Raw genomic sequence first — 6,755 nt, 5'->3', positions numbered from 1 at the left:
TCTTGGTAATTTTCCATTCTCATTTTCAGCTATAAAAATCCTTTTAAACTCATCCGTGTACGTAATACTCTTTGAACTTATAGACTTGACATAAGGATTATTGGATAGTTTTTTCATTTCCATTTCAGTAAAGAACTTTTTTGGCATTTGTTTATTCTCCGATTTCCCCATTTTGATTCATTATATATAAAAGTACCCCATAAGGCAGACTTTTTTAGTGTCTACTCTATAGGGTACAGTTTACAAGTGTACGTGACCTTAATTTTTCTGTCCAGATAAGTGTAGACGCTCCAGCTTACTTCCATATAAATAAAAGTGTACCTAAGCAAATGTATACTTTCGATTAGGTATACTTCTACTTACTTAGTCTTTATTTATCTTCCTGTTTGAACTCACTCATAAAGTAAAATTATTTTCCCTGCCATGCAGCCAAACAAGTTCCTGCTTAATCGTTTTCTCCTCGCCTATGATACCTCTCCCTTCTATTAGATATTTTACTTATGTATACTTTCATATATAAACAAGTGTACCTATGTAAATGTATACTTATGATCAGGTACACTTACGCTGACTAAGTCTTTATTCTTCTTCCTGATCGAACATCGCTCACAAAGTAAAAGTGTTTTCACTGCCGTTCAGCCAAGCAGGTTCCTGCATAATTGTTTTGTCCTCGCCTTGGATATCCTTCTCTCTTCTACTTGGTATTTTACTTATGTATCTTCTATATAAAAAATGGTGTCCCTAATCAGATGAATACTTTTGCACATATACACCTTTGCATATGTACACTTTTGCTGACTAAGTCTTTATTTATCTTTCTGATTAAACCTCGCTCACAAAGTAAAATGTTTTCATTGCCGTTCAGCCAAACAGGTTCCTGCATAATTGTTTTCTCCTCACCTATGATCCCCCCTCACTTCTGTTAGATATTTTACTTGTATACTTTCCACCTCCACAAAGGTATACTTTTGCCTAGATATACTTTTGTGTAGGTATACTTCCGCTAACTAAGTCTTTATTGTTCTTCCTAATTGAACTTCGCTCACAAAGCAAAATTCTTTTTACTGCCATGTAGCCAAACAGGTTCCTGTATCATCATTTTTCTCCTATGGCACTCTGCCCTCTTTTCTTAGATATCTTGCTTATACATACTTCCATGTAAATAAAAGTGTACCTATGGAGTTAGTATAGTTTCATGGACACAATTTAATTAAGTCCTTACAATTATTTTGAGAGGATGTGTCCGAATTGAAACGTAAACCTGCAGGCAAAAAATATAACGATGATTTTAAGAAAACGATTGTGGATTTGTATCATTCCGGCAGCCCGGTTAAAGAATTAAGCAGCGAATATGGCGTATCAGAAGTAACGATTTATAAATGGGTGAAAGACTTTACCCCTATTGGTTCAGAGAAAGAGGCGCTGACACCAAAAGAGTTAGCTGAGATTCAGAAAGAAAACCTTCGGTTAAAACAGGAGGTAGAAATCCTAAAAAAGGCTATGGCCATATTCGCGAAAAAGTAACCGAATCAGAGCTCAACGATTTTATCGAGGAACACAAGGATCAATATCCCGTCCAGAAAATGTGCGAAGTACTGGCCGTGCCAAGAAGCAGCTACTATGGCTCCCTTGAAAAAACGACGTCAAAACGCGAACTGGAAAACCAGGAACTTACGCAGGAAATCCAACGGATTCACCTGGAAAGTAAGGCGCGTTATGGCGCTCCGAAAATCCATAAGACCTTATTAAACAACGGGGTTTGTTTAAGCCTGAAGCGTGTCCAGCGCTTAATGAGAAAGGCAGGCATCCGTTCGATTACCAGGAAAAAATACCGTCCTTTCCCCTCAAAAGAAAAGGTTGTGCAGCTGGGTAATCTTTTAAAACGAGACTTCTCTACCTGCACGATCAATGAGAAATGGGTGGCGGATATTACGTATATTCCTACGGTAAAAGACGGCTGGTGCTATCTGGCCTCTGTATTGGATCTGCATTCGAAAAAAATTGTTGGCTATTCTTTTTCTCGTTCTATGACTTCGGAATTAGTGATCGAAGCACTTCAAAACGCCTGTTTTTCTCAAAAGCCCCGAAAGGGCTTAATTCTTCATACCGATCTTGGCTCACAATATACCAGCAGTGAGTTTACTCAGCATGTCCAAAAATACGGAATCAGGCAGTCTTTCAGTCAGAAAGGCTGTCCTTATGACAATGCCTGTATAGAGTCATTTCACGCCATATTAAAGAAAGAAGAAGTCTATCATACCCAGTACACAAACTACCGGGCAGCGAAGCTGGCCATGTTTCAGTTTATAGAGGGCTGGTACAACAGAAACAGAATTCACAGCAGCATCGGCTATCAAACACCTCAAGCTATGGAGGATCAGATTAGAAGAACCGCTTAATACTTAACTTTTTTGTGTCCAAATTATTGACTCAAATCCACTATACAAAAATACATCTTTGTATAGGTACACTTTTGTATAAGTACACTTGTGCTGATTAAGTCTTCATTCTTCTTCCTAGTCGAACATCTCTCACTAAGTAAAATTGTTTTCACTGCCGTGCTGCCAAACAGGTTCCCGTAAATTGTTTTCTGCTCTCTTCTATTAGATATTTTACTTATGTAACTTCCACCTAAACAAAAGTATACATTTATATAAGTATACTTTTGTTTAGGTGTACTTATGTAAATGTATACTCATGTTGACTAGCCCTTTATGGCTCTTTCTAGTCCAACATCCCTCACCAAGTAAAATTGTTTTCACTGCTGTACAGTCAAACAGGTCTTACATAATCTTTTCTGCTCGCCTATGACGCCCTACCCCCTTCTATTGAATAATTTACTTACACATACTTCTTTATAAACAAAAGTATACCTATACAAAGGTATACTTTTGTTTAGGTACACTTCTGATTACTAAGTTTTTATTTGTCTTCTTGAACGAACTCACTCATAAAGTAAAATTGTTTCTGCTGCCGCTCAGTTAAACGGTTTTCTACATAATTATCTACTAACTCATTCAAGATAGCGTATGTTTTCGTCTCATCCATAAACTTCCCAAGGATATTAATCTGCGTATGAAGCAAGGAAGGAACTTTAAGCGTTTTGGTCGAGTTATTTTTTCCAACAACCGCTTTGCGTTTTTTTGTCTCTTTTGGAGGTTCCGCCGACACAGGCACTCTATCGTGGTTTTTCTTCTGCGGCACAACCGTCTCTTCTTTTATAGATCGAGTACCAGTTGTTTTTACTTCCGATTTCGTCGCTGCTTCCTCTGCTTTTGGCTCTTCTTTTTTCGCTTCTTCTTCCCTATTCTTTACTTGAGCAGTGGATGCTGAACTTTTTGCATTATATTTAAAAGGATCTTTGTCGTTAAACTTAACGGGCTGCGCTCTTAAATTATCCCTTTTTGGGACTTTCAGTAACTGCCCTTTTATGTTTTTCTCACTCACCGACTTTTACACCGCCTTCAATCTTCTCTACTTTTTCAAGCATTTCCTGAACGACATCAATGAACACTTGATGCGCTCGATTGTCATGATGATCATTATATGTAATTCCGGTGATATCCCAGGCTTTTAGCCGTTCTAAATGTTTCACGTAATTTTCAAATACGTTATCGTCACCAAACATTTCTTTCGCTCTTTCTACAGTCGCATGGTCTACCCGCCCTCCTGGACGCAATAAAACCGGAAGCACCCCTGCTACTTGGATATAAGCTTCATATTCATCTATCATAAATTGAAGATAAGAGATATAAGTTTCAGCACCTTCAAGTGAAAGCTCCTGTGCTTGAAGAATAATTAAGACGTAGTCGGCAGCCATCATCGCATTGTCAGAGTAATCACTGATTGTAGGTGGTACATCTATTAAAATATAATCATAGTTATCTTTTAACGGCTTCAATAAACGGCTTAAATAGGAAACCTGGTCAAGATCTTCCGAAAACTTACTATATAAAAACTTTGGAAGGTTTTTAAATGACACAGTGGCTGGAATGAGGTCCAAGTTGTCATTTACCTGCATAACAGAAGGAGCCAAATCTCCATTCTCAAACCCTTCAAAAATAGAAGACTTGATTTCTGAAATTCCTGCTGATCTGGCAATAAGGGTTGTTGCATTCGCCTGCGGGTCCATATCAATCAAAAGAACTTTTTTATTCATCGCTTTCGATAATTCCCATGAAGCCATAACGGCCACTTTTGTTTTCCCAACCCCGCCTTTAAAGTTACCTACTACTATCGTTTTTGCTGTCATCTTATCTTCTCCTCCTAACGAGTGCTGTTTGCAAAAGTATACCTTAACAAATTTCTACTTATTCATATCTTAACATAAGTGGAAATTTGCGAGAAGCACCTTTTAAAAATAATGTCCAAATTTGGTATTTCTACGGCCAAATAATTTGTAACATAAATGTAATATTTCGCGCTATTGACACCTTCTTCCTCGCACAAGTAGAAATTTCTACTTTTCCACCCGCGCAAGAATAGTCAACTTTCTCACATAAGTAGAAATTTCTACTTTTCCACCCGCGCAGGAATTACCTACTTTCTCGCATAAGTAGAAATTTCTACTTTTCCACCCGCGCAGGAATTACCTACTTTCTCGCATAAGTAGAAATTTCTACTTTTCCACCCATACAGGAATCGCCTACTTTCTCGCATAAGTAGAAATTTCTACTTTTCCACCTGTACAGGAATTACCTACTTTCTCGCATAAGTAGAAATTTCTACTTTTCCACCCATACAGGAATTGCCTACTTTCTCGCATAAGTAGAAATTTCTACTTATGTTTCTTATATAAAGCTGTTAAACCCTTTTATATTGGTACTTCTAAAATATCTTTTTTATCTACTAATCTCACACAAGTAGAAATTTCTACTTTTCTACCTGTGCAGAAATCACTGACTTTCTCGCATAAGTAGAAATTTCTACTTTTCCACCTGCGCAGGAGTCACCCACTTTCTCGCACAGGTAGAAATTTCTACTTTTCCACCCGCGCAGAAATCACCCACTTTCTCGCACAGGTAGAAATTTCTACTTTTCCACCCGCGCAGAAATCACCCACTTTCTCGCACAGGTAGAAATTTCTACTTATGCTATTTTAATAGGACTGAAAACGCATTCTAGAGGGATTTACAAGGGATAATAGGTGGTGTAATGTAGGGGGCAATAAAAGCAGTGTCTGAAAGATTCATATCAAAAACTAATTTATTCAACATAAAAAGGCAAAAGCGTGTTGAGGAGTGTTGGCAGCACTCTATCAACCGTTCATCGTAAATAGACCACGATAAACACCTGCTTTCACCTGAAAACTTTATGTTTTCATTATACGGGAAGAGCTATGCCTTCTCCATGGTGGAACAACCCATTTATAGATCCTTTGTGGAAACCTAAGGGCGTGTTTATCGTACAGCGATAAATATGCCTTTTATCTTTTCTGAAAGGAGATGAGCAGGAATGGGTAAAAATAGAAAGCTGTCGATCCAGGAGTTTCACTTTCTATACAGCTATGAACCCTATACGCAAAACCGTAGCCAGCAGCAAAAGCAGAAGCTGGATCTTTTAGCCAAGGTCATAGCTGCATATGGAGCCACTTACTACAACTTAAAAGATAAAACCCGCCAGGTCATTGAAATGATTTGCTGGTTTTCTGCAGAGAAAGGTTACTGCTTTGCAAAAGAAGATTACTTCTCAGATCGGTTTGGTCTTGCTCCAAGAACGGTCAGAAACATTTTCAAACAGCTTCGTGATGCCGGGGTTATCATCACCGTACACCGCCAGTCTACAACTCAGAACGGCCTGGGAGCTGCCATACATATTTTTATTGACCATCCCTACTTTCATATCTGGAATGACGCATTTGAACTTGTTAAATGCCAAGCCGAATGCCAAGCTGAAAATTCTGAAATCCCTTGCAAGAGTAAGGATGAAGAGCCGAAAAAAGTTTCTACCAAGAATTTATCAATTTCTAAAAATCTTTTAAAGATCTTACGTAAGAAAAACCGTCTGGATGAAACATATATCCCGGAAAATGTTCCACAAGAATTTATTAGTGCTGTAAAACCATTCTTCGGTACCGCTGAAGAGGTTTACCACTTATGGGGGCGTGTATTGATCAGCTACAAGCAGTACAGCTTGAAGAATCCAGTAGAGTTTTACAAGGAGAAAGCGATTGAAAGCTTTAAACAGGCCGTTTTCGCCTATAAAAACCGTTTAATTAGAAAAGATTTCGCTGGCTACTTTTATGGCATCTTGAAGAACAAGTTCAGCCAGCAAAAAGCCAAAGAAACGTTTGAAGATCATCCTGTTCTTTATAACTGGCTGGAGGAAAGTACAGAACAGGATGAAAATACCTCTCTAGCGAGAAAAAGTGACAGCTGGCGTGATGAAATTCAGAGATTGATGCGAAGGGATGAACAAGCACTTTCTATGCAAGAAGAAGCTTATTTGCCATATTAGTGTGAAAAAACACAAGATACCGTGCCCCTTCTTATCATACATTCTGGCGTTGAAACAAGATGTTTTAGATCACATCTAATAACCGCCCTAATGGTGTAACCGGGCATAGCCAATTTATTTGCTTTGCACACAGATTGTTTTATGATTCTTCTTGTTTAACATTAAAAACCGTCAATATTCCAGGCGGCCAAGTTATAGATTTGGCTGTCATCAAAAAGCTGATGTAAACGCGTTGGTGGTGCCAGTGACTGGTATAAGTTTGTTTGGCAAGGTCCTTTCTCTTTCTATAATAGAGATGG

At 38.3% G+C, this 6,755-nt stretch carries 5 protein-coding genes; 2 read left to right on the top strand and 3 right to left on the bottom strand.

The window, feature by feature from the left end:
* On the bottom strand, positions 1 to 147 hold a 147-nt coding region (locus M3221_RS23420), incomplete at its 3' end, for an HTH domain-containing protein (protein ID WP_396395361.1).
* A gap of 1,101 nt (positions 148 to 1,248) precedes the next feature.
* Between M3221_RS23420 and M3221_RS23415 the strand changes: the two genes are divergently transcribed.
* Positions 1,249 to 2,399, top strand: a protein-coding gene (locus tag M3221_RS23415; protein ID WP_251274438.1) for an IS3 family transposase whose coding sequence is annotated in 2 segments (ribosomal slippage) — positions 1,249 to 1,498 and positions 1,498 to 2,399 — 1,152 coding nt in all. Because the reading frame shifts where the segments join, the coding sequence is not laid out codon by codon here.
* 523 nt (positions 2,400 to 2,922) lie between these two features.
* Here M3221_RS23415 and M3221_RS23410 read toward each other — a convergent pair.
* Both M3221_RS23410 and M3221_RS23405 read right to left on the bottom strand, forming a co-directional pair.
* Entirely contained in the window at positions 2,923 to 3,447 is a 525-nt protein-coding gene (locus tag M3221_RS23410; protein ID WP_251274436.1) for a hypothetical protein, read from the bottom strand.
* On the bottom strand, positions 3,440 to 4,252 hold the full coding sequence (locus M3221_RS23405; protein WP_251274434.1) for a ParA family protein: 813 nt from the start codon (positions 4,250 to 4,252) through the stop codon (positions 3,440 to 3,442). Before M3221_RS23405 ends, M3221_RS23410 begins: the two co-directional genes overlap by 8 nt.
* 1,202 nt (positions 4,253 to 5,454) lie before the next feature.
* Here M3221_RS23405 and M3221_RS23400 point away from each other — a divergent pair.
* Positions 5,455 to 6,456: a helix-turn-helix domain-containing protein gene (locus M3221_RS23400; protein ID WP_251274432.1), complete on the top strand. Its 1,002-nt coding sequence runs from the start codon at positions 5,455 to 5,457 to the stop codon at positions 6,454 to 6,456.
* Positions 6,457 to 6,755: the final 299 nt, after the last annotated feature.

This window comes from Domibacillus indicus (assembly GCF_023715895.1).
GTDB classification, from domain to species: domain Bacteria; phylum Bacillota; class Bacilli; order Bacillales; family Domibacillaceae; genus Domibacillus; species Domibacillus indicus_A.
This window is presented reverse-complemented; position numbering and strand designations above follow the sequence as displayed.